This window comes from Escherichia sp. KTE52, assembly GCF_000408325.1.
GTDB classification, from domain to species: domain Bacteria; phylum Pseudomonadota; class Gammaproteobacteria; order Enterobacterales; family Enterobacteriaceae; genus Escherichia; species Escherichia marmotae.
Window position 1 is genome coordinate 945,231 of sequence record NZ_KE138677.1, and the last position, 20,059, is coordinate 965,289.

Sequence of the window (20,059 nt, forward strand, 5' to 3'; positions counted from 1 at the left end):
TCACAGCGCTTGCTATCGCGGCAATATCGCCAGTGGTGCTGTCGTGATGCGGTCTTCGCATGGATCGCACAATGAAGATACGGTGCTTTTGTATCGTACTTATTGTTTCTGGTGCGCTGTTTTCCCAGGTAAATAATAACCGGAGTTTCTCTGGTAATAATTTACTGGTGGCTAACAACCTTCAGTGCAGCAAGTAAGCCCGAATGCCGCCCTTTGGGGCGGCATATTTTATATTATCCGATTCTGTTTAAAATCACGCAGGAATCCACCCCAGCGACGTTCATAGAATGGCGCAATATGTTCGGTAATAAAGTGGCTAATTCCTTTTTCCCCTTTTTTCACCTGACAAATATCGATAGGTTCATCGCCCGGTAACGTATCGGTCGCCACGCTTCCCGCCGCCTGAATAATTTCTTCGATATCGCCATCTGCTTCAATACCAATAAGCAAATTAGGTTGTGCCTCTTCGCTTTCTTTAATTGAACAAATAAAAGCGCGCTTCACCGGCTTAATGGTTTTAAATAAGGTGGTGAGCGAATCAATCATTTGTGCTGGCGGCTCTGCGACTTCCGATAATATCAGCGACTCGCCACCTTCCAGCACTTCCTGACTGCTCAGTGGGTTTCCCTCTTCACCGATCAGCAAACTGATTTCACGCGGCATAAACTCTTTGCCGGTGGGCAGTTTTGCATTAAGGAAGAGCGTTTCACCAAGGGTCATCTCAAACAGCGTGCGAACGGGCATCACGACAAATGCCTGTTCGTCTTCAACCGCCTGTTGAAGTGCTTCTAACGAGGTGAAAAAAGGAATGACGCTGGTGCCATCTTCTTTTTCCCAGTGCTGTAAATCAAGTGCACTATCTTCAGCTACTGCCTCGCCCTGCGCCGCTGTACCCGGCACCCAGACAGTGGATTCCAGTAGAGTACGGAAAAAGGCCGGACGGTGTGCCGGTTCGGTTGCTGCTTTTTCCAGCAGGTCTTCAAGTTCATTTTTTGTTTCGGACATAAGAACCACAAATCATTCAACGTTCTGGGCGCAAGTGCCTGATGCGCTACGCTTATCAGGCCTACAAGTGAATCGCAATTTGTTGAATTTGCAATACTTTGTAGGCTGGACAAGGCGTTTACGCCGCATCCAGCATGAACAAATGCACTTTGCCAACGGTCTGATAAAAAAACCGGATGTGGCTTGAACCGCATCCGGCATAAAAGATTACGCAGTTAACAGATTGGCAATCGTGCGCACACCCAGCCCGGTCGCGCCCGCAGACCACTGCTCAACCGGCGCTTTACGGTAAGTCGCTGAGCAGTCAATGTGCAGCCAACCTTGCTGATAGTTCTCAACAAAGTGCGACAGGAAGCCCGCCGCCGTACTCGCCCCTGCCGGATAAGCCGCGCTTCCGGTATTGTTAAGTTCGGCAAAGTTTGACGGTAACTGGTTACGATGGAACTCCGCCAGTGGCAGACGCCAGAATGGTTCATTCTCCTGCGCGGCACTCGTCAGCAAACGCCCTGCCAGCGCATCGTCAAAACTGAACAGTGCGTGATAATCATTACCCAGCGCGGTTTTCGCCGCTCCGGTCAGGGTCGCAGCATCAATAATCAGTTCCGGTTTCTGCGCGCTGGCATCAATCAGGCCATCTGCCAGCACCAGTCGCCCTTCCGCATCGGTGTTCATCACTTCGACTTTTTTACCGTTGCGATAGGTGATGATATCGCCCAGTTTGAACGCGTTGCCGCTGATCAGGTTATCCGCACAGCAGAGGAACAGTTTCACGCGTTTATTCAGACCGCGCGTAATAGCAAATGCCAGCGCTCCGGTAACCGTTGCAGCACCGCCCATATCGGACTTCATCGAGTCCATAAACGCGGTCTGTTTGATACTGTAACCGCCGGAATCAAAGGTGATGCCTTTGCCTACCAGGCAAGCGTATACCGGCGCTTCTTTATCGCCCGTTGGGTTATAGTCCAGCGCCAGCAATACCGGGGAACGTTCTGATCCGCGTCCAACGGTGTGCAGCCCCATATAACCCTGCTCGCGCAGATCTTCGCCTTTAGTGATCCGGTAAGTCACACGATCGCCCGCAACGTTGCTGATCAGATCAACAGCACGCTGCGCCAGTTGTGATGGCCCCAGTTCTTCAGCCGGTGCGTTGATGGTGTCACGCACCCAGTCGATGATCATCAGGCGGTTATCCAGTTCCTGGCGTTGTGCATCGTCCAACTCCGGCCACTCGACTTTACGCGTACCTTTAGGCGCTTTGTAACCCTGCCAGAACGCCCAGCAACGATCCACATCCCAGCCTTCACCGCTTAACTGAACATGCTTAATGCCCAGACCGTCAATCTTGCGCGCCGCACGCTGGATCAGCCCCAAATCGTCAGCCCCGGTCAGGTGCAGGGTAATGCCATCATTATTAATGCTGTAAGTCGCTTTTTCTCCCCAACGCGCATCAGCAGGTTGGGAAGAAAGGGTAATTTTCATCGCTTCTGTCATTTTAGTTATCCTTATTTGTTTAACAGCAAAACGGGCTACCCCCAGGCAGCCCGTTTATTCACTCAGCTTCGTCCAGCCAGACTAACAAAATCGCTTCGAGGATTTTCTCGTTAGATGCCTGCGGGTCGTCGTCGAAATCTTCCAGATCGCAAATCCACTGATGCATATCGGTGAATCGAACCGTTTTCGGGTCGAGATCGGGATACGCATCGTACAGTGCTTCGCCAATTTCGCGGCTATCGGTCCACTTAAGTCCCATACTAACCTCTGTTAATGCTCACGCGCATGGTTGATAGTGTAACGCGGAATTTCGACCACTAAATCTTCATCGGTGACGCGCGCCTGGCAGCTTAAACGGCTTTCCGGCTCCAGCCCCCAGGCTTTGTCCAGCATGTCGTCTTCCTGCTCAGAGCTTTCCGGCAACGAGTCAAAACCTTCACGAACGATACAGTGGCAGGTGGTGCAAGCGCAGGATTTTTCACAGGCGTGTTCAATCTCGATGCCGTTACGCAGCGCAGCGTCGAGAATGGTTTCACCGCTCTTAGCTTCCAGAACAGCACCATCAGGGCAGAGATCCTGATGAGGCAAAATAACAATCTTTGGCATATTAAACCTCGTCCACGGAATGGCCTTTCAGCGCACGACGAACCGACTGGTCCATGCGGCGAGCGGCGAAATCCTGGGTTTGTTTGTCTACGTTTTTAATCGCTTGTTCGATGGCGTCAACATCATCGCCCTGCGCTACTTCACTCAGGTGAGCAGCGGCATCGTCGATGACCTGACGTTCTGCGGTGCTTAACAGCGCGGCATCCGCAGCCAGCGCGCCGTTCAGACTTTCCAGTACGCGCGCCGCTTCGACTTTTTGTTCAGCCAGCATACGGGCTTTTACGTCCTGCTCGGCATAGCTCATTGAGTCTTTAATCATTGAGGCGATTTCGCTGTCGGTCAGACCATAAGAAGGTTTGACCTGAATAGACGCCTCAACGCCGGTGGATTTCTCCATCGCCGTCACACTTAAAAGACCGTCGGCATCGACCTGGAACGTTACGCGAATATGCGCACCGCCAGCCGGTAACGCCGGGATCCCACGCAGCGCAAAACGTGCCAACGAGCGGCAATCCTGCACCAGTTCACGCTCACCCTGCATAACATGGATAGACATTGCCGTCTGACCATCTTTAAAGGTGGTGAAATCCTGGGCGCGGGCCACCGGAATGGTGGTATTACGTGGGATCACTTTCTCCACCAGGCCGCCCATAGTCTCAAGGCCCAGCGACAGGGGGATCACGTCGAGCAGCAGCATTTCACTGTCCGGCTTGTTACCCACCAGAATATCAGCCTGAATCGCCGCGCCAATGGCGACAACTTTATCCGGGTCGATGGAGGTCAGTGGCGGACGACCGAAAAATTCGCCCACCCGTTCACGCACCAACGGCACACGGGTAGAACCGCCAACCATCACCACTTCCAGAACTTCATCAGCCTCAACGCCCGCGTCTTTCAGCGCGCGACGACAGGCCAGTAAGGTTCGTTTAACCAGTGGTGCGATCAGTTCGTTGAATTGTTGACGGCTGATTTCGCCCTGCCAGCCCGCAACATTAACAGTCACGGAATCGGCATCGCTCAGAGCGATTTTGGCCGCAATGGCGGCATCCAGCAGTTCACGCTGAACGCGGTTATCGCTACGGTCAGGAATGCCCGCCTGCTCGCGAATGTAATCCGCCAGCAGATGGTCGAAGTCATCACCACCGAGCGCAGAATCACCGCCGGTCGCCAGCACTTCAAACACGCCGCGACTTAAACGTAGAATGGAAATATCAAAAGTCCCGCCGCCGAGGTCATAAACGGCAATCACACCTTCCTGACCGGAATCCAGCCCGTAGGCGATAGCCGCAGCGGTCGGTTCGTTGAGCAAGCGCAGGACATGCAGGCCAGCCAGACGCGCTGCGTCTTTGGTGCCCTGACGCTGGGCATCGTCAAAGTACGCCGGAACGGTGATAACCACACCATCCAGCTCGCCTGCCAGGGCTTCAGTTGCCCGTGCTGCCAGTGCTTTGAGGATGTCCGCAGAAACGCGCACCGGGTTCAGCAGTCCCGCCGCCGTTTCAATCATCGGCAGACCATTCTCGCTGGCCTGGAATTGATAAGGCAAATGCGGATAGCGTTGCTGGATATCAGCCAGCGAGCGCCCCATCAGGCGTTTAACAGAACTAATGGTGTTGGCGGTGTCAAGCGCTGCATTAGTACGCGCGTCATACCCCACCGAATGCCCTTGCTGTTGATAGTGAACAACAGACGGCAGCAGGTGACGGCCTTCATGGTCGGCTAACGTTTCGGCCTGACCGCTGCGTACTGTCGCCACCAGCGAGTTGGTTGTGCCCAGGTCAATACCGGCCGCCAGACGACGCTGATGCGGCGCAGCACTCAAACCAGGTTCACTAATTTGTAATAAGGCCATGTTTAGCTTCCAGAAATTAAAAATCGAGCAGTTTTTCTTCGAGTTGTTCGGCACTGCTTCGCAGTTTATCGAGAAAACGCAGCTTACGCACGGTATCCGCCGCCGCGTCCCACGCCTCGTTGTCTAACTGTTCAACCATCAACTGATGGCGGGTATCAAACATCTTTTTGACGCGTTTGATAAAGCTTTCCAGCCGCGCTTCGTCTTTCGCCTGTTCGATCTCGTCCAGCTCCTCGCGCAGCTCCAGTTGTTCCATCAGGAACGCGGTGTCGCGCACTGTATGCTGCTCGCTGGCAAGATCAAAACCGTGCAGCGAAAGCAGGTATTCTGCCCGCATCAATGGATGACGCAGCGTTTGCCATGCCTGGTTAATGGTTGCGGATTGCTGGACGGCGGCGAGTTGTTCCGCCTGGCTTCCGCTGGCGAATTTATCAGGATGATACTGACGTTGTAGATCCTGAAAACGCAGGCTCAATGCCTGGGTATCGAGTTGATAACGGGCAGGCAAGCCAAAGAGGGTGAAGTAATCCATAACATTCTCAGGGCTGCGATCCGCCGCAATGACGGCGAATCAGGTAAAACAAACCCCACGCGCAGGCGACCACGGTGGGGTTATCGGTATGCGCATCAGACGTGGAAGCTTTCGCCGCAACCACATTCATCTTTTACGTTCGGGTTGGTGAATTTAAACCCTTCGTTCAGGCCTTCTTTTACGAAGTCCAGTTGCGTACCGTCCAGAAATTGCAGGCTTTTGCCATCGACCACGACTTTCACGCCTTTGTCTTCAAACACGATGTCTTCCGGCGTCGGTTCGTCAACAAATTCCAGTACATACGCCATACCTGAACACCCAGAGGTTCTCACACCCAGACGCAGGCCAAACCCTTTACCGCGGTTAGCCAGAAAGGTATTTACTCGCGCTGCTGCACTGTCGCTCAGTGTAATCGACATAACCAAACCTCAACTCTTATTTTGCTTCACGTTTGCTTTTATAGTCCGCAATGGCGGCTTTGATCGCGTCTTCTGCCAGAATAGAACAGTGAATTTTCACCGGTGGCAGTTCAAGTTCTTCAGCAATATCGGTGTTTTTGATCGCCTGTGCTTCGTCGAGAGATTTCCCTTTCACCCATTCGGTCACCAGAGAACTGGAAGCGATAGCGGAACCGCAGCCGTAAGTTTTAAAACGCGCGTCTTCAATGATACCTTCATCGTTGACTTTAATCTGCAACTTCATCACGTCGCCACAGGCTGGTGCACCCACCATGCCGCTGCCCACGTTTTCGTCGTTGTTGTCGAAGGAACCCACGTTACGCGGATTCTCGTAATGGTCGATAACTTTTTCGCTGTAAGCCATTATAAATTCTCCTGATTCCGATACCGATTAATGATGAGCCCATTCGATGCTGTTCAGATCCACGCCCTGCTTGTACATTTCCCACAGCGGAGAAAGGTCACGCAGACGACCGATGGATTTACGAACTAACTCGATGGTGTAGTCGATCTCTTCTTCAGTAGTAAAACGACCTAAAGAGAAACGGATAGAGCTATGTGCCAGCTCGTCGTTCAGCCCCAGCGCGCGCAGCACGTAGGACGGTTCGAGACTTGCCGACGTACAGGCGGAACCTGAAGAAACCGCGAGGTCTTTCAGCGCCATAATCAGCGACTCACCTTCAACGTAGTTAAAGCTGACGTTGAGAATGTTCGGCGCACCGTGTTCCAGGTCACCGTTCAGGTAAACTTCTTCGATATCTTTGATGCCGTTCCACAGACGGTTACGCAGGCCGCGCAGACGTTCCATCTCGGTCGCCATCTCTTCTTTTGCGATGCGATAGGCTTCGCCCATACCCACGATCTGGTGAACCGGCAGTGTACCGGAACGCATACCACGCTCGTGACCGCCGCCGTGCATTTGCGCTTCAATGCGCACGCGTGGTTTACGACGCACATACAGCGCGCCAATACCTTTCGGACCGTAGATTTTGTGACCGGAGAAAGACATCAGGTCAACTTTCAACTGGCTCAGGTCGATAGGCAGTTTACCCACGCTCTGGGTTGCATCAACGTGATAGATAATGCCACGGGCACGGCACATTTCACCGATAGCCGCAATATCCTGTACCACGCCGATTTCGTTATTCACGTGCATGATAGAAACGAGGATGGTGTCATCACGCATCGCCGCTTCGAGTTCTTTCAGATCGATAATTCCGTTACGCTGCGGCGCCAGGTAGGTGACTTCAAAACCTTCACGCTCAAGCTGACGGCAGGTGTCCAGTACCGCTTTGTGTTCGGTTTTGCTGGTGATGATGTGCTTGCCTTTTTTCTGATAAAAGTTGGCTGCACCTTTAATTGCCAGGTTGTCAGATTCGGTTGCGCCAGAGGTAAAGACGATTTCACGCGGGTCAGCACCGACCAGATCGGCAATCTGATTACGGGCGATATCTACTGCTTCTTCAGCCTGCCAGCCGAAACGGTGAGAACGGGAGGCCGGGTTACCAAAGGTTCCGTCCATCGTCATAAACTGCATCATTTTCTCGGCAACACGCGGGTCCACCGGCGTGGTTGCGGAGTAATCGAGATAAATCGGTAATTTCATTGCTCTATAAACTCCGTACATCACTCAATGCAAGGAATCAGGCTACCGGCTGGATGTACGACCGTGTTTACGAAGTGATAAACACTCCGGCCTGACTCTGAATTCTTTTTATTAAGCGCGTAACTTAACGTCGATCGCGTCTTGTGTGCGGGTACGTGGCGCGTCGTGAGTATGTTGACGACCAGACACATCCAGCACTTCCTGGTTATTGACCAGTTCGCCTAAAGTAATGTTGTTGAGAAAACCGGTGAGACGGTCGCTCAAATCACGCCACAGCGCGTGGGTCAGGCATTTATCGCCGCCCTGGCAGCCGCCTTTACCCTGACAACGGGTGGCATCTACAGATTCGTCAACGGCGCTAATCACTTCACCAACGGCGATGCTGCTGGCATCTTTGCCCAACAGATAACCACCGCCAGGTCCACGTACGCTGGAAACCAGACCATTTTTACGCAGACGGGAAAACAGTTGTTCCAGATAAGAAAGGGAAATTCCCTGACGTTCAGAAATATCAGCCAACGGAACCGGGCCTGCTTCGGAGTTGAGCGCAACGTCCAGCATTGCGGTCACGGCATAGCGCCCTTTAGATGTCAGTCTCATGTCTTACTTCACCTCAAACTCGCCCCTGCCCGGGGTTTTTTATTGTAAAAGTGGGGGTATTGCATAGCAGGGTCAAGTCTGACATTCCCGAGTAAATTGGTCAACTATTTACTTGACTGATTTAGTCAGGTATTTAGCCTTCAGTGCCATTTTCTTATCGTGGCATTTGTACCTGTTGTCGGATGCGGCGTAAACGCCTTATCCGACCTACGGTTCCGCGCACTTGTAAGCCTGATAAGACGCGTTAAGCGTCGCATCAGGCAATGACTGTTATTCGGCCTTATTGCCTTTATTCTGCTGCTCAATAGAAGCCAGAATCCCACGCAGGATATTCAACTCCTGACTTTCCGGGCGCGCACGCGTAAACAGACGACGCAATTTATTCATCACCTGCCCCGGATGGTTTTCACGAATAAAACCGGTTGCCAGCAACGTTTGCTCCAGATGACCGTAAAAACGTTCCAGATCATCCACCAGCGGATACGGCGTCTCTGCATGCTCAACCTGCTCACCGTTTTCCTGGGTCGCCAGCCAGGCCATACGCACTTCATAGGCGATAACCTGTACTGCCATCGCCAGGTTCAGCGAGCTGTATTCCGGGTTCGCGGCAATCGCGACATGATAATGGCATTTCTGCAGCTCTTCATTGGTCAAGCCGACGCGCTCGCGACCAAAGACCAGCGCCACCGGCGTGTTTGCCGCTTCAGCGACGCTTTTCAAACCGCATTCGCGCGGGTCGAGCATCGGCCACGGCAGCGTACGGGAACGCGCGCTGGTGCCAACGACCAGGCTACAACCAGCCAACGCTTCGTCGAGTGTATCGACAATCTGCGCATTACCAATCACATCACTGGCTCCCGCTGCCAACGCGATCGCCTGGGAGTCAGGTTTCACCAGAGGATTAACCAGCCACAGATTGGTTAATCCCATTGTTTTCATGGCTCGGGCAACAGAACCCATATTGCCGGTGTGTGACGTCTCCACCAGCACAATTCGAATATTTTGCAGCATTGTCTTTCTTCGTCTAAAGATTATTCGCGCATCTTATCATAAAACGAAGACAGATGCCGATCTCGCTGCTATACTCTGCGCCGTTTTCCCGTTCTTTAACATCCAGTGAGAGAGACCGATGCATCCGATGCTGAACATCGCCGTGCGCGCAGCGCGCAAGGCGGGTAATTTAATTGCCAAAAACTATGAAACCCCGGACGCTGTAGAAGCGAGCCAGAAAGGCAGCAACGATTTCGTGACCAACGTAGATAAAGCTGCCGAAGCGGTGATTATCGACACGATTCGTAAATCTTACCCGCAGCACACCATCATCACCGAAGAAAGCGGTGAACTTGAAGGTACTGATCAGGATGTTCAATGGGTTATCGATCCACTGGATGGCACCACCAACTTTATCAAACGTCTGCCGCATTTCGCGGTATCTATCGCTGTTCGCATCAAAGGCCGCACCGAAGTTGCTGTGGTTTACGATCCTATGCGTAACGAACTGTTCACCGCGACTCGCGGTCAGGGCGCACAACTGAACGGCTACCGTCTGCGCGGCAGCACCGCTCGCGATCTCGACGGTACTATTCTGGCGACCGGCTTCCCGTTCAAAGCAAAACAGTACGCCACCACCTACATTAACATCGTCGGCAAACTGTTCAACGAATGTGCTGACTTCCGTCGTACTGGTTCTGCGGCACTGGATCTGGCTTATGTCGCTGCTGGTCGCGTTGACGGTTTCTTTGAAATCGGTCTGCGTCCGTGGGACTTCGCCGCAGGCGAACTGCTGGTTCGTGAAGCTGGTGGTATCGTCAGCGACTTCACTGGTGGTCATAACTATATACTGACCGGTAACATCGTTGCGGGTAACCCACGCGTAGTAAAAGCCATGCTGTCAAACATGCGTGACGAGTTAAGCGACGCACTGAAGCGTTAATTTCTCTGGCGGGTGATTTCTCTCACCCGCCCTCGCCTTTCAGGCGCTATTCCGAAATACTTTCTCGCCGCTTTACTTTCCCTCACCGCTCTCCCACCATCTTTCCCCGATTAATGGATTACAAAAAAGTCGCAAGGAAAGGTTATGGTCCTGCCAGTAAACAAGCGCGTTTTCAAGATTCTGTTTATTCTCTTTGTTGTTGCCGTCTGCGTTTATTTAGTGCCGCGCGTCGCTATCAATTTTTTCTATTATCCTGATAACAAAATTTATGGCCCTGACCCCTGGTCAGCAGAATCCGTAGAGTTTACCGCTGAAGATGGCACACGCCTGCAAGGCTGGTTTATTCCGTCATCGACTGGCCCCGCTGAAAACGCCATCGCTACGGTGATCCATGCTCATGGCAATGCCGGAAATATGTCTGCACATTGGCCACTGGTCAGTTGGTTACCCGAACGCAATTTCAACGTGTTTATGTTTGATTATCGTGGGTTTGGTAAGTCTAAAGGAACGCCTTCGCAAGCCGGATTACTGGACGATACACTGAGCGCCATCAACGTGGTGCGCCATCGCAGTGATGTAAACCCGCAGCGACTGGTACTGTTTGGTCAGAGTATTGGCGGTGCGAATATTCTTGATGTTATTGGTCAGGGCAATCGTGAGGGCATCCGCGCGGTGATCCTCGACTCCACATTTGCCTCTTACTCAACCATCGCCAACCAGATGATCCCCGGCAGTGGTTACTTACTTGATGAAAGTTACAGCGGTGAAAATTACATTGCCAGCGTCAGCCCCATTCCGCTTTTACTGATTCACGGCAAAGCCGATCACGTTATCCCCTGGCAGCACAGTGAAAAGTTATATGCTCTGGCGAAAGAGCCAAAACGGCTGATTCTGATCCCCGATGGCGAACACATTGACGCTTTTTCCGATCGTCATGGTGATGTTTATCGCGAACAAGCGGTAGATTTTATCCTCAATACGTTGAGCCCATAGAATTAACCTTAAGATTAAAACCCGATAAAACAGCATGAAATCACCTTAAGACATGGCATTCAACTGGCCATTGCTGTTTATATCGATAAAAATTCTGTGACGCCTGCCCGCATTTCTGATAAATAGCGTTCCATTCACCATTTCCCTAAGCAAACTTTAGCTATCCTTATCAATTATGCTTATGGGAGATCAACAGATGATGTCTACACTTGCTCCACCATCTGCCCTTTCTGCTCCCCAGCGCCGCTGCCAGATCTTGTTAACGCTATTTCAGCCGGGGTTGGCCGCTACCACGGCAACGTTTAGCGAGCTTAATGGTGTGGATGATGATATTGCCAGTTTTGATATCAGCGAAACAGGACGGGAGATCCTGCGCTATCATCAACTCACGCTCACTACTGGTTATGACGGTAGCTACCGGATTGAAGGTACAGTACTTAATCAACGTTTATGTTTATTTCACTGGCTACGACGCGGTTTCCGTTTATGCCCGTCATTTATCACCGGTCGTTTCGCCCCTGCCATAAAGGAAGAATTGAAGCGTCGGGGGATTGCTCGCAACTTTTACGACGATACAAACCTACAAGCTTTAGTTAATCTGTGTTCGCGACGATTGCAAAAATGCTTTGAAGCTCGTGATATTCATTTTCTGTGCCTGTATCTGCAATATTGCCTGCTACAACATCATGCCGGGATCACGCCACAATTTAACCCACAGCAACGTCGATGGGCTGAATCCTGCCTTGAATTTCAGATAGCACAAGAAATTGGCCGCCACTGGCAACGCCGGGCGCGCCAGCCTGTACCACCAGATGAACCGTTGTTTATGGCATTGCTCTTTTCCATGTTGCGGGTTCCCAATCCGCTGCAGGATACCCATCAGCGCGATCGGCAATTGCGTCAGGCTATCGTCCGTCTGGTACAACATTTTCGTGAGCTGGGAAATGTCCGTTTCTATGATGAACAGGGGTTATGCGATCAGCTTTATACTCATCTCGCTCAGGCATTACGCCGCAGTTTGTTTGCCATCGGTATTGATAACACCTTGCCAGAAGAGTTCAGCCGACTTTACCCACGCCTGGTTCGTACAACCCGCGCGGCGCTGGCCGGGTTTGAAAGTGAATACAATGTCCGTTTTTCCGATGAGGAAAGTGGTCTGGTGGCGGTGATTTTCGGCGCATGGCTGATGCAAGCAAATGAAGTTAACGAAAAACAGATTGTTTTACTGACGGACAATGACAGTGAAAGAGAAGCAAGTATTGAGCAACAATTGCGCGAAATTACGCTACTGCCGCTCAATATTAAACATATATCGGTGAAGGCCTTTTTACGAAATGGCGCACCGAGAAACGCTGTGCTGATTATTGCACCTTATACCATCCCGTTACCGCTCTTTTCGCCGCCGCTGATTCATACGAATCAGACCCTGACCGCACACCAACAGGAGCAGATCCGTAAAATGCTGGAATAATCAGCATGAGGGAACCACTTTTGGGCGCAGAAACATTGCCGGAAGCGCCACCAATGCCATCACCCAGAACACGCCGTGCCCCAGATATTGATACAAGAATCCGGCGAAGACGGTCATGATAGCGATACTGCCGCCCATCGCGACGGCAGAGTAAACCGCCTGCAAACGGATCACCTCACTACCCTGACGAGCGGCGATATAGCGCATGGCGGCCAGGTGGCACACGGTAAAAGTGCCGCAATGCAGGATCTGCACCAATATCAACCACGGTAACTCAGTGGTTGCCCCCATAATGCTCCAACGCGCCACTCCGCAAATCGCTGAGATCAACAACATATCGCGAGCGCTACAGCGACGGAAAAGTTTGTTACTCAGCGCAAAGATGATCACTTCCGCCACCACCCCAAGTGACCACAAATAGCCCACCGCCGAAGCCGAGTAACCCGCTGCCTGCCAGTAAATGGCGCTAAAACCGTAATACGCCGCGTGCGCTCCCTGCAATAGACAAACACAAGCCAGAAAGCGCCAGTTCTGGCGAACCAGCGCCAGCCAGGCCGGCCATCCCGTGCTCTCCTGCTGGCGGCTTACCCCTTGTGGTTGAATGGTCGGGCGAATGAGAAAACCAAGTAGCATGGATGCCACGCCCAGCGTCAACATCGCGAGGATCACCCGATAATCAAACACCGTGACCAGTTTGCCCGTCAGCGCCGAACCAATGACAAATGCCACCGAGCCCCACAGCCGCACTTTGCCGTAATCAAGCGGAAACTGCTTTTGCCAGGTATTCGCCAGCGCGTCAGTCAACGGCACCAGCGGTGAGAAAAAGAGGTTAAAACCGACCATTACCACCATCAGCCACGCGACATGCGCGCCAGCCCAGAAGGCAACGGCAAACAGCAGCGTCAGCAACGCCAGCACCCGCAGCGCGGAAATCAGACGAGAAGGATCGCTGACGCGGGGCGCGATTATCAAACTACCGAGAAAACGGGCAACCAGACCGGCCCCTAACAACAGACCGATGGTTTCTGGCGTTAAGCCAATCCCCTCAAGCCAGACGCTCCAGAAAGGTAGAAAAATGCCGTAGCTAAAAAAGTACGTGAAATAACCGAGCGCCAGCCAGCGCGTGGATTGCAAAACCATGAGTCCCTCCCGTCAGGAGGCGTTAGTCTGGAGTTAATCGAATGTTGTTGCAAGTTGGAAAATAAGAATATTCGAGCGAGCTTCCCGGCATGAAGCAGCAAGCACATTGTCAGCGACCTGCGCTATGCCGTTATAGCAAACCAGGATAATTAGCGAATATCTCAACGCCTGGGGCGTGGCGAGGTGCCAGAGTGTGTATTACGTTTAAATCACATCTTTTTGCAAAGGGATTGGTTATGAACACACTACGTTATTTTGATTTTGGCGCAACCCGCCCCGTTTTGTTGTTAATTGCCCGTATTGCCATCATCTTAATTTTCATTATTTTTGGTTTTCCCAAAATGATGGGCTTTGACGGTACGGTCCAATATATGGCCTCGCTGGGCGCACCAATGCCGATGCTGGCGGCAATTATTGCGGTAGTTATGGAAGTGCCTGCCGCGATATTAATCGTGCTTGGTTTTTTCACTCGTCCGCTGGCGGTGCTGTTTATTTTCTACACGCTGGGTACAGCGGTGATTGGCCATCATTACTGGGATATGACGGGGGATGCGGTCGGGCCAAATATGATTAATTTCTGGAAAAATGTCAGTATTGCAGGCGCATTCTTGCTGCTGGCGATTACCGGACCGGGGGCGATTTCTCTCGATCGGCGTTAAAAACATGCCGGATGCGGCGTGAACGCCTTATCCGGCCTACCGCTCCGGCACCCATTGTAGGCCTGTGCATCCGGCATTTTATAAATTACAGCAACTCAACCCGCAACGACATCTCTAAGGTTGTTGACTCCCCCGGCGCAAGCGCAATGAGATCTCCGCCTTCGGGACGATGATGGTCATCCGGCGCATGACTCATCGGCTCCAGGCAGAAGAAATCAAACGCATACCCTTTATCAAACGTCGGATCCGAAACAAAGATGAAATAACACGGTGCGGGCGGCGTCGTTTCCATAGTGATGGCGTAACCCTGCTGTGGCTGCTCAATGCGTGCCTGACCATTCCATCCGGAAAAACCATTGTTCACCCACTGACGCGGCAACGGCGCGAGCTGATTGAAATCCAGCTCCAGCGGTAACTGCGCGCAAAACGCCCCCGCCAGCCACTGTTCCCGCTCCAGCCAGTAACCGCTCGCCTGCGCCTGAATCCGCGTTTGCGACGACAACGGAAAATAAGGATGCCAGCCCATACCAAACGGCAGCGTCTCTGCACCTTCATTGGTGACAGAGAGCGTGACCGTCAGCGCATCTGCCGTTAAATGAAACGTCTGACTTACCCGATAATGATAAACGCCACCGCGATGTTCATACTCCAGACATAAACTATCATCGCTGCGCGTTACACATTGCCACTGGCCCAGCCAGCCATCGCCGTGCAGATAATGCGCGTCCCATTCAACGTTAGGATGTAGCGGATACTCACGCCCTTGCCAGACAAAGCGGTTGCCGCTCACCCGGTTAGCAAACGGCACCAGCGGAAAACAGGAGGCATCGGTTGCCACACCGTTTTTTTTACCCGGACGTAGCAACGCCGTCGTGTCGTGCCAGAAGCCTTCTATGACTCCGCCCTGGTCAGAGATATCCAGCTTTAGCGCCCCATGAAATAAGGTATAGATGGTCATCCGCTAACTCCTTAATCCGGGAAATTAATCACGACTTTCCCACATTTGCCACTTGCCATCAGCGCATACGCCTCACCCGCCTGTTCCAGTGAGAAGCGGTGGGTAATGGCGTTACGCGGCCACAGTTTCCAGTCCGTCAGATCGTGAGCGCATTTTTCCATATGGAACAGGCTGGTCACCCAGGAGCCAATAATCCGCCGTTGATGGTGCATCAGATCGGCGCTGACCTCGAACTCCACTTTTCCAGTTTCCCCGATGTAAACCACGCGTCCCCAGTCGGCGGTGGATTGCAATGCCAGCAAGCGCCCCGCAGCATTACCGGAACAATCGAGCGCAACATCCGCGCCGCCGTGGGTGAGTTCGGCAATTATCTGCGGCAGACCTTCAGTGGTTGCTAAATAACCGTGATCCATCACACCTAACTGTTTCGCCATCGCCAGACGTTCCGGCAACATATCAACGCCGATGATCCGTTTCGCACCGCGACCTTTCGCCAGCATCATCGCCATCATCCCGACCGGCCCCAGACCGACCACCAGCACGTTATCGCTGCCGGAGACTTCGCCGCGCAAAATCCCTTCATACGCCGTGCCAACGCCGCAACTGATAAACGCTCCATCTTCGTAGCTCAGTGCGTCTGGCAGGAGGATCAGATCTTTTTCTTCCGCCAGCAGATATTCGGCATGACCACCGTCACGCTGCCAGCCGTAAGCCGCTTTTCCTTTGCCAGTACAAGAGATAGGAAAGCCGCGGCGGCAGTTCGGGCAAAAACCACAGCCGGAAATGTGATACACCAGCACACGATCGCCCTCTTTAAAATGTCGACAGCCTTGCCCCATAGCCACAATCTGCCCGCACGGTTCATGACCGTTGATAAATCCCTGATACAACGGTTTATCGGGCGCCGCCGCCGTGGCGCGGTGTTGATGATAGATATAGTGGACATCGCTTCCGCAAATCCCGGAGGATTTCATTTTGATCAGTACCTGGTTAATCCCCGGCGTCGGCACCGCAACTTCCCGTAGATCAACGGTCGAATTTCCTGGTAAGTAAGCTGCCAGCATCGTTTTCATAAGTCCCTCATTAACAATACGATTAATTTTCATCCCTGCCGCACCCGCGCCAGGGGCGTTAATATTTAGCGTTTCGCTTTACTGCTTCGCTGGGTCAGCAAGAGATTCGCCAGTACCGCCACCACGATGATGACGCCGCGGACCACCTGCTGGAAAAAGGAGTTAATTCCGAGCAGCACCAGGCCGTTACCGATTAGCGTAATGACCAGAACGCCAAGCAGCGTACCGAACAGGGAGCCGCGACCACCGGAAAGCGCCGTACCACCAACTACCACGGCTGCGATCACGTCAAACTCCAGACCGTTTGCCGCGCCTGCGTTACCAGAACCGAGGCGCGCCGCCAGTAAAATGCCGGTCACCGCCGCTAATAATCCTGAAAGGGTAAAAATAAGAATGCGTACTCGCCGGACGTTAATCCCGCACAACTGCGCCGCCGTGGCATTACCGCCCACAGCAAAAACCGAACGCCCGAAGGCAGTTTTACGGCTGATGAACACAAACAGCGCAAACAACACCATCATGATCAGCGCGGATACCGGCACGCCGAGAAATTGCCCACCCAGCCAGTCCAGTACCTCGTTTTCGTCAATCGGCACAGGCAGGGCGTTAGTCATAAACAGCCCCATACCGCGCAGGGCGCTCCACAACCCCAGCGTGGCCACAAAACTTGGCACGTTAAACACGCCACGTAACACCCCGGCGAGCGTTCCCATCAGCGCGCCTAACAGCAACACCAACAAACACGCCACCGCCAGAGGAACCTCAAATTGCAGTAAAAATGCCAGGCACACCGAGACAAAAGCCACCATTGGCCCAACGCTGACATCAATTTCACCGGAGATAATAATCAGCGTCATCGCCCAGGCGGCAATACCGATGGTGGCGGCATCGCGTAGCACGTTCATCTGGTTATTTAATGAGATAAAGCCTGGTGCGTTCAGGGAGAAGACCAGATACAAAATGGCTATTACCACCAGCAAACCGATCTCATTAATGTGGCGACTGACAAATTGTTTGAGCGAGACGCTCTTGCCCTGCGGCAATGGTAATGACGAAGCAGACATCTTCAGGTTCCTCGGTAAAATTCATCAGTGCACAGACAGAATGGCGGACATCAGCTCATCCACATTGACCGGCGAGTGAAACTCCTGCGAGAACGTGCCGTGCTGTAACAACAGGATGCGGTCGCACACCAGCGGCAACTCCTCCACTTCACTGGAGATAAACACCACGCTTTTTCCTTCTGCGGCCAGCTCGCGGACAATACGGTAAATCTGCTGCTTGGCTTCGATATCGACGCCGCGCGTTGGCTCGTCGAGCAACAGAATCTGGCTGGCGGCATAGACCCAACGACCGATCACCACTTTTTGCTGATTACCGCCGGAAAGCGTACCAATCGGCGTTTCGCTACTGGCAGCCTTGACTGTCATCCGTTGCATCACCTCTTCGGTCAGGCGGCGGATGGTGGACCATTGCAGCACGCCGTTAGCGCTGATTTTTTGCCGGTTGGTCAGCACTGTATTTTCGTCAACGCCCAGCCAGGGAATGATCCCCGCTTCTTTGCGATTTTCCGGGGTATAGCCGATGCCGCGTTTCAACATGTCGCCGTAATCCGGGCGCGTGATTTTCTCGCCGTTGATAACAATTTCGCCCTGCTCAAACGCTTCCAGTCCAACAATCGCTTTCAGCAATTCACTGCGCCCGGCTCCCAGCAGGCCAGCAATACCGAGCACTTCACCACGACGCAGTGAAAAATTGATCTCCGCCAGTTTTGGTCTGTGGCGTAACGCACGAACATCCAGCACGATCTGGTCAGCAATTTCCTGGGCGGCAACCGGCGCAATATCAACGTGATCGCGTCCAAGCATCAGCGACACAATATGACGGGTGGAGGTGTTTTCGAGCATCACATCGCCCGCCACCTGACCATCGCGCATGACGGTGGCGCAGGAAGCGATACGGCGGATTTCTTCCATCCGGTGGCTGACATAAATCACCGCCACGCCCAGTGCCGACATCTTTTTCACGGCGCTGATCACCAGTTCAACTTCCGCACTGGCAAGCGAACTGGTAGGTTCATCAAGAATGACCACGCGCGGCTCGCCCTTCATCACTCGCGCAATTTCCACCAGTTGCTTTTGCGCCGGACTTAGCGTCGATACAAGTTGTTCAGGGCTAACGTCAACGCCCAGCGCCTGTAAACAACGCTGGGCATCCTGCGCCATTTGCGGGTAATCAATCATGCCGTTGCGGCGAGGCCATTGACCGAGGCAGAGGTTTTCCGCCACCGTCAGCCCTTCCACCAGACTTAACTCCTGATAAACCGCGCGTACCCCCAGTTCAGCGGCACGGCGAGTCAGCGTAGCTTCGTCACCTTCCAGCCGCGTCTCGCCAATCCAGATATCGCCGCTGTCCGGGCGTTCGCTGCCGGTGAGCATTCGAATGAGGGTCGATTTGCCCGCGCCGTTTTTACCTAACAGCGCGCGAACTTCGCCTTTATTGAGCGTGAAATTAACGTTATCCAGCGCAACGACGCCGGGATAACGCTTATTTCCTGCCACCACTTTTGCTACCGGGACTGCCTCTGTTGCCGTGAACATAGGGACCTCTGCGAATCAGCTATTAGGGCAGACCATCAACATGCGTTGCCAGCCACTGCTTACCGTCTTCCGTTTTGGTATAGAGATCGATAGGCACCTGAATCACTTTCTCACCGTCGGCTTTTTTATCGATAACCTTCAATGTTTGCGCAAAAACAGCGTTACCCATTTTCTTACCGGAAATATCCACTACCGCTTTCAGCACCTGGTTGTTTTCCAGTTCCTGGGCAATTTCAGTCGTCATATCTGAACCAAAGACGGCAATTTTCCCGGCCTGATTTTGATTACGTACTGCTTTAACTGCGCCGAGTGTCGCGCCGCCCGATTCTCCCATAATGGCGTTGAGATCCGGCGTGGAGATAATCAGTTTTTCACCGACAGAAATCGCTTTATCTAAAACAGTACCTTCCTGATTCGCGACAATTTGCGCTCCGGGAACACGGGCTTTTAATACTTCTTCAAACCCTTTACGCCGCTGCACACAAACTTCAAAAGCTTCGCAATTTATGACGGCAATTTTTGGTTGCTCAATTTTGTTGGCAATAAAATAATCGGCGGCGGCATTACCCAGTTTTTTACCGAATTCCAGAGGATCGCCCACCAGATACGCCGAGACATATTTATCGACCCCTTTCTGATTAATACAGGTGTTGTAGCAAATCACTGGAATACCCGCCTCACTGGCGCGTCGAACGGTGCGGCTACTGCCATTTTCAGACACTGCCGACAAAATAATGGCATCAACATTACGCGCCACGAGGGTATCAACAAAAGTACTTTCTTTTGAAATATCCCCCTGTGCGTTGGTTTCTATTAACTGTACCTGTACTGAGGAATCTTTTGCCGCATCCTGAACACCCTGACGTACACCGGCGTAATATCCCTGAGTATCAAGATATATTGTGCCAATGGTCATTTCTTTTTCCGCAGCCCTGGCGAATAGTGCGCTACCCAAAAGCGTAGCTATTAAAATTATATTACGGGGTGCTCTCATTTTTTCAGGCATAGTGCCTCCTGTAGGGTTTTTATTTACAACGGCTTATTTTAATTATTTAGTGATGAGCGGCAGCGCATACCGCTCA

At 52.5% G+C, this 20,059-nt stretch carries 22 protein-coding genes; 5 read left to right on the plus strand and 17 right to left on the minus strand.

Features of this window, described 5'->3' with window-relative positions; translation table 11 throughout:
• Positions 1–71 precede the first annotated feature (71 nt).
• Positions 72–197 carry a small toxic inner membrane protein TimP gene (gene timP / locus A1SC_RS25810; protein WP_242664687.1) on the plus strand — a complete coding sequence of 42 codons (126 nt, stop codon included), beginning with the start codon at positions 72–74 and terminating at the stop codon, positions 195–197.
• A 31-nt stretch (positions 198–228) separates the two neighbouring features.
• Here timP and sseB read toward each other — a convergent pair whose 3' ends face one another.
• From sseB to trmJ, 11 genes are all read right to left on the minus strand, one after another.
• Complete coding sequence (sseB, locus tag A1SC_RS12650; RefSeq protein WP_010378943.1) at positions 229–1,005, minus strand: enhanced serine sensitivity protein SseB; 777 nt, start codon at positions 1,003–1,005, stop codon at positions 229–231.
• Between the two features lie 207 nt (positions 1,006–1,212).
• Complete coding sequence (pepB, locus tag A1SC_RS12645; protein WP_000133530.1) at positions 1,213–2,496, minus strand: aminopeptidase PepB; 1,284 nt, start codon at positions 2,494–2,496, stop codon at positions 1,213–1,215.
• A 58-nt stretch (positions 2,497–2,554) separates the two neighbouring features.
• The gene (gene iscX / locus A1SC_RS12640) at positions 2,555–2,755 is read right to left on the minus strand and encodes a Fe-S cluster assembly protein IscX (RefSeq protein WP_000523616.1); all 201 of its coding nucleotides are present in this window, start codon (positions 2,753–2,755) and stop codon (positions 2,555–2,557) included.
• An 11-nt stretch (positions 2,756–2,766) separates the two neighbouring features.
• Entirely contained in the window at positions 2,767–3,102 is a 336-nt protein-coding gene (fdx, locus tag A1SC_RS12635) for an ISC system 2Fe-2S type ferredoxin (RefSeq protein ID WP_001124467.1), read from the minus strand.
• Between the two features lies 1 nt (position 3,103).
• Entirely contained in the window at positions 3,104–4,954 is a 1,851-nt protein-coding gene (gene hscA / locus A1SC_RS12630) for a Fe-S protein assembly chaperone HscA (RefSeq protein WP_001516878.1), read from the minus strand.
• A gap of 16 nt (positions 4,955–4,970) precedes the next feature.
• Positions 4,971–5,486 (minus strand): co-chaperone HscB, encoded by a 516-nt coding sequence (gene hscB / locus A1SC_RS12625; protein WP_000384411.1) that lies wholly within the window; start codon positions 5,484–5,486, stop codon positions 4,971–4,973.
• Positions 5,487–5,581: 95 nt separating this feature from the next.
• Positions 5,582–5,905 carry an iron-sulfur cluster assembly protein IscA gene (iscA, locus tag A1SC_RS12620; protein ID WP_000028953.1) on the minus strand — a complete coding sequence of 108 codons (324 nt, stop codon included), beginning with the start codon at positions 5,903–5,905 and terminating at the stop codon, positions 5,582–5,584.
• 16 nt (positions 5,906–5,921) lie between these two features.
• Positions 5,922–6,308, minus strand: coding sequence for a Fe-S cluster assembly scaffold IscU (gene iscU, locus A1SC_RS12615; RefSeq protein WP_000331707.1), 387 nt, complete (start codon positions 6,306–6,308; stop codon positions 5,922–5,924).
• A gap of 27 nt (positions 6,309–6,335) precedes the next feature.
• A complete protein-coding gene (iscS, locus tag A1SC_RS12610) occupies positions 6,336–7,550 on the minus strand; it encodes a cysteine desulfurase (RefSeq protein ID WP_001295373.1) in 1,215 nt (404 codons plus the stop codon).
• 111 nt (positions 7,551–7,661) lie between these two features.
• On the minus strand, positions 7,662–8,150 hold the full coding sequence (iscR, locus tag A1SC_RS12605; RefSeq protein ID WP_001241357.1) for a Fe-S cluster assembly transcriptional regulator IscR: 489 nt from the start codon (positions 8,148–8,150) through the stop codon (positions 7,662–7,664).
• 270 nt (positions 8,151–8,420) lie between these two features.
• Positions 8,421–9,161 (minus strand): tRNA (cytosine(32)/uridine(32)-2'-O)-methyltransferase TrmJ, encoded by a 741-nt coding sequence (trmJ, locus tag A1SC_RS12600; protein ID WP_000940037.1) that lies wholly within the window; start codon positions 9,159–9,161, stop codon positions 8,421–8,423.
• Positions 9,162–9,279: 118 nt separating this feature from the next.
• Here trmJ and suhB point away from each other — a divergent pair, with 118 nt between their 5' ends.
• The 3 genes from suhB (at position 9,280) to csiE (ending at position 12,547) form a co-directional block, all read left to right on the plus strand.
• Positions 9,280–10,083 (plus strand): inositol-1-monophosphatase, encoded by an 804-nt coding sequence (gene suhB / locus A1SC_RS12595; RefSeq protein ID WP_000553448.1) that lies wholly within the window; start codon positions 9,280–9,282, stop codon positions 10,081–10,083.
• A gap of 144 nt (positions 10,084–10,227) precedes the next feature.
• A complete protein-coding gene (locus A1SC_RS12590) occupies positions 10,228–11,076 on the plus strand; it encodes an alpha/beta hydrolase (protein ID WP_001516879.1) in 849 nt (282 codons plus the stop codon).
• A gap of 196 nt (positions 11,077–11,272) precedes the next feature.
• Positions 11,273–12,547 (plus strand): stationary phase inducible protein CsiE, encoded by a 1,275-nt coding sequence (csiE, locus tag A1SC_RS12585; RefSeq protein ID WP_016249077.1) that lies wholly within the window; start codon positions 11,273–11,275, stop codon positions 12,545–12,547.
• Here the strand turns inward: csiE and A1SC_RS12580 are convergent, their stop codons facing one another.
• Complete coding sequence (locus A1SC_RS12580; protein WP_000244163.1) at positions 12,548–13,687, minus strand: 3-phenylpropionate MFS transporter; 1,140 nt, start codon at positions 13,685–13,687, stop codon at positions 12,548–12,550.
• 236 nt (positions 13,688–13,923) lie between these two features.
• Here A1SC_RS12580 and A1SC_RS12575 point away from each other — a divergent pair, with 236 nt between their 5' ends.
• Positions 13,924–14,346 (plus strand): DoxX family protein, encoded by a 423-nt coding sequence (locus A1SC_RS12575; protein WP_016262258.1) that lies wholly within the window; start codon positions 13,924–13,926, stop codon positions 14,344–14,346.
• Between the two features lie 85 nt (positions 14,347–14,431).
• Here A1SC_RS12575 and A1SC_RS12570 read toward each other — a convergent pair whose 3' ends face one another.
• Genes A1SC_RS12570 through A1SC_RS12550 form a run of 5 tightly spaced genes read right to left on the minus strand, consistent with a single transcriptional unit; the run spans position 14,432 to position 19,983 of the window.
• A complete protein-coding gene (locus tag A1SC_RS12570; protein WP_016262259.1) occupies positions 14,432–15,304 on the minus strand; it encodes an aldose 1-epimerase in 873 nt (290 codons plus the stop codon).
• 11 nt (positions 15,305–15,315) lie between these two features.
• Entirely contained in the window at positions 15,316–16,410 is a 1,095-nt protein-coding gene (locus tag A1SC_RS12565) for a zinc-dependent alcohol dehydrogenase family protein (protein WP_024214602.1), read from the minus strand.
• A gap of 32 nt (positions 16,411–16,442) precedes the next feature.
• Entirely contained in the window at positions 16,443–17,441 is a 999-nt protein-coding gene (locus A1SC_RS12560; protein ID WP_016262261.1) for an ABC transporter permease, read from the minus strand.
• A gap of 24 nt (positions 17,442–17,465) precedes the next feature.
• Entirely contained in the window at positions 17,466–18,977 is a 1,512-nt protein-coding gene (locus A1SC_RS12555; RefSeq protein WP_016262262.1) for a sugar ABC transporter ATP-binding protein, read from the minus strand.
• 22 nt (positions 18,978–18,999) lie between these two features.
• Positions 19,000–19,983 carry a substrate-binding domain-containing protein gene (locus A1SC_RS12550; protein ID WP_016262263.1) on the minus strand — a complete coding sequence of 328 codons (984 nt, stop codon included), beginning with the start codon at positions 19,981–19,983 and terminating at the stop codon, positions 19,000–19,002.
• Positions 19,984–20,059: the final 76 nt, after the last annotated feature.

Coding starts and splice junctions, on each gene's coding strand:
- timP (WP_242664687.1), top strand. CDS start 72: ATGAAGATACGGTGCTTTTGTATCGTACTTATTGTTTCTGGTGCGCTG.
- sseB (WP_010378943.1), bottom strand. CDS start 1,005: ATGTCCGAAACAAAAAATGAACTTGAAGACCTGCTGGAAAAAGCAGCA.
- pepB (WP_000133530.1), bottom strand. CDS start 2,496: ATGACAGAAGCGATGAAAATTACCCTTTCTTCCCAACCTGCTGATGCG.
- iscX (WP_000523616.1), bottom strand. CDS start 2,755: ATGGGACTTAAGTGGACCGATAGCCGCGAAATTGGCGAAGCACTGTAC.
- fdx (WP_001124467.1), bottom strand. CDS start 3,102: ATGCCAAAGATTGTTATTTTGCCTCATCAGGATCTCTGCCCTGATGGT.
- hscA (WP_001516878.1), bottom strand. CDS start 4,954: ATGGCCTTATTACAAATTAGTGAACCTGGTTTGAGTGCTGCGCCGCAT.
- hscB (WP_000384411.1), bottom strand. CDS start 5,486: ATGGATTACTTCACCCTCTTTGGCTTGCCTGCCCGTTATCAACTCGAT.
- iscA (WP_000028953.1), bottom strand. CDS start 5,905: ATGTCGATTACACTGAGCGACAGTGCAGCAGCGCGAGTAAATACCTTT.
- iscU (WP_000331707.1), bottom strand. CDS start 6,308: ATGGCTTACAGCGAAAAAGTTATCGACCATTACGAGAATCCGCGTAAC.
- iscS (WP_001295373.1), bottom strand. CDS start 7,550: ATGAAATTACCGATTTATCTCGATTACTCCGCAACCACGCCGGTGGAC.
- iscR (WP_001241357.1), bottom strand. CDS start 8,150: ATGAGACTGACATCTAAAGGGCGCTATGCCGTGACCGCAATGCTGGAC.
- trmJ (WP_000940037.1), bottom strand. CDS start 9,161: ATGCTGCAAAATATTCGAATTGTGCTGGTGGAGACGTCACACACCGGC.
- suhB (WP_000553448.1), top strand. CDS start 9,280: ATGCATCCGATGCTGAACATCGCCGTGCGCGCAGCGCGCAAGGCGGGT.
- A1SC_RS12590 (WP_001516879.1), top strand. CDS start 10,228: ATGGTCCTGCCAGTAAACAAGCGCGTTTTCAAGATTCTGTTTATTCTC.
- csiE (WP_016249077.1), top strand. CDS start 11,273: ATGATGTCTACACTTGCTCCACCATCTGCCCTTTCTGCTCCCCAGCGC.
- A1SC_RS12580 (WP_000244163.1), bottom strand. CDS start 13,687: ATGGTTTTGCAATCCACGCGCTGGCTGGCGCTCGGTTATTTCACGTAC.
- A1SC_RS12575 (WP_016262258.1), top strand. CDS start 13,924: ATGAACACACTACGTTATTTTGATTTTGGCGCAACCCGCCCCGTTTTG.
- A1SC_RS12570 (WP_016262259.1), bottom strand. CDS start 15,304: ATGACCATCTATACCTTATTTCATGGGGCGCTAAAGCTGGATATCTCT.
- A1SC_RS12565 (WP_024214602.1), bottom strand. CDS start 16,410: ATGAAAATTAATCGTATTGTTAATGAGGGACTTATGAAAACGATGCTG.
- A1SC_RS12560 (WP_016262261.1), bottom strand. CDS start 17,441: ATGTCTGCTTCGTCATTACCATTGCCGCAGGGCAAGAGCGTCTCGCTC.
- A1SC_RS12555 (WP_016262262.1), bottom strand. CDS start 18,977: ATGTTCACGGCAACAGAGGCAGTCCCGGTAGCAAAAGTGGTGGCAGGA.
- A1SC_RS12550 (WP_016262263.1), bottom strand. CDS start 19,983: ATGCCTGAAAAAATGAGAGCACCCCGTAATATAATTTTAATAGCTACG.